Origin of the sequence: Mesorhizobium sp. M7A.F.Ca.CA.001.10.2.1, from assembly GCF_003998575.1 — a bacterium.
Lineage (GTDB): Bacteria > Pseudomonadota > Alphaproteobacteria > Rhizobiales > Rhizobiaceae > Mesorhizobium.
In genome coordinates this window covers 1-1375 of sequence record NZ_RZQY01001025.1, presented here as the reverse complement: position 1 = coordinate 1375, position 1375 = coordinate 1, and the positions used below count along the sequence as shown (strand labels likewise).

The window sequence follows — 1375 nt, the reverse complement described above, 5'->3', positions numbered from 1 at the left end:
TAGCCAGCCACTATTCACGTTCACAATTCCATCCCCATTCGCTATTCACTGCTCACCATTCCCCTATTCCCCTATTCCCTTACTCCCCTAGGATTGCCATCATGCAACTCAGTCTCGACCAGGCAAAAGGACTGTGCCGGATGGCGGCACTTGGCGCTGGCGCCAATGAGGAAGCGGCACAATCGCTCACTGCTTCGATCATATCAGCCGAGGCCGAAGGGCTTTCCTCGGTCGGTCTGTCGCATTTCATCGACTATCTCGAGGCGCTGGAAGCCGGACGCATCGACGGCAATGCCGACCCGGTGATCACCCGGCCGGCGCTTGCGGTCTATCTCTCCGATGCACGCCGGGGGCTGGCGCATACCGGCTTCGACCGCACTATCGACGACCTCGCCAAGGCGGCAAAGCTGTTCGGCGTCGCCATCTTCTCGCAGAAGAACGCCTATACATGCGGCGCGCTCGGCTATTTCACCGGAAGGCTGGCAACACTCGGGCTGGTGTCGTTCGCCGCCACCAACGGCCCGGCCGTACTTGCCGGCTCGGGCTCGGTCAAGCCAGTCTACTGCACCAACCCGATGTCGTTTGCCGCCCCCGCCGCCGACGGGGCGCCGCTGGTCATCGACCAGTCGTCGAGCGCCACCGCTTTCGTCAACATCCGCAAAGCGGCCGAGGAGGGCAAGACGATCCCTGAAGGCTGGGCGCTGGACGCCAGCGGCAACCCGACCACCGATCCCGCCGCCGCCATGAAGGGCGCAATGCTCGCCTTCGGCGGCCAGCGCGGCGCCAACATCGCGCTGATGGTCGAGGTGCTGGCGGCGGGCCTGTCGGGCGCCAACTGGTCGCTCGACGCGCCATGGTTCAGCGGCGGGCCGGACAGCCCCGGCACGGGACTATTCGTGCTTGCTATCGAACCCAAGCTGCTCGATCCGGATTTCGAGCAGCGGATGAAGGACCAGCTCGACCGGCTGCGGCGGCGCTTCGGTGTGCATGTGCCCGGTCGTGCCCGCGCAGAGGCCGCCGAGAAGGCGCAAGCGCGGGGCATCACGGCATCCAAGGCGGTGGTGCAGCGCATTTCCGAATTCGCCGCACGCTATTCTTCCTGAATAGTTTTTTATATCAAATAGTTATCTGAAATCTGCCCGCCGCAGGCGCGGCGCGGTGCGATTTTCTTTGCGCGCTGCTGAACCTTTCCGCGCCTTGCTGCGACCCAGCTTTGTCCAGGGCAAGGCGAGCTTGCCCGATCCACACCGGGGGAAGCAGCAAACCGAAATCGAAAGCCTGCATCACGCGAAGGCCGGTCCTTCGCGCCTCGGAAACCTCAACCCAAATCAAAGGAAATTGTCATGACCAACACCAAGATCACCATGCTGACCGC

1 protein-coding gene is annotated in these 1375 nt (G+C 63.1%); it reads left to right on the top strand.

Annotated features, from left to right (window positions below):
• The first annotated feature begins 101 nt into the window (after positions 1-101).
• The gene (locus tag EN964_RS34685) at positions 102-1103 is read left to right on the top strand and encodes an Ldh family oxidoreductase (RefSeq protein WP_164749058.1); all 1002 of its coding nucleotides are present in this window, start codon (positions 102-104) and stop codon (positions 1101-1103) included.
• The last annotated feature ends 272 nt before the right edge of the window (positions 1104-1375 follow it).

What these genes read in the sequence shown, in the direction of transcription:
- EN964_RS34685 (WP_164749058.1), top strand. Translation starts at nt 102, where the DNA reads ATGCAACTCAGTCTCGACCAGGCAAAAGGACTGTGCCGGATGGCGGCA.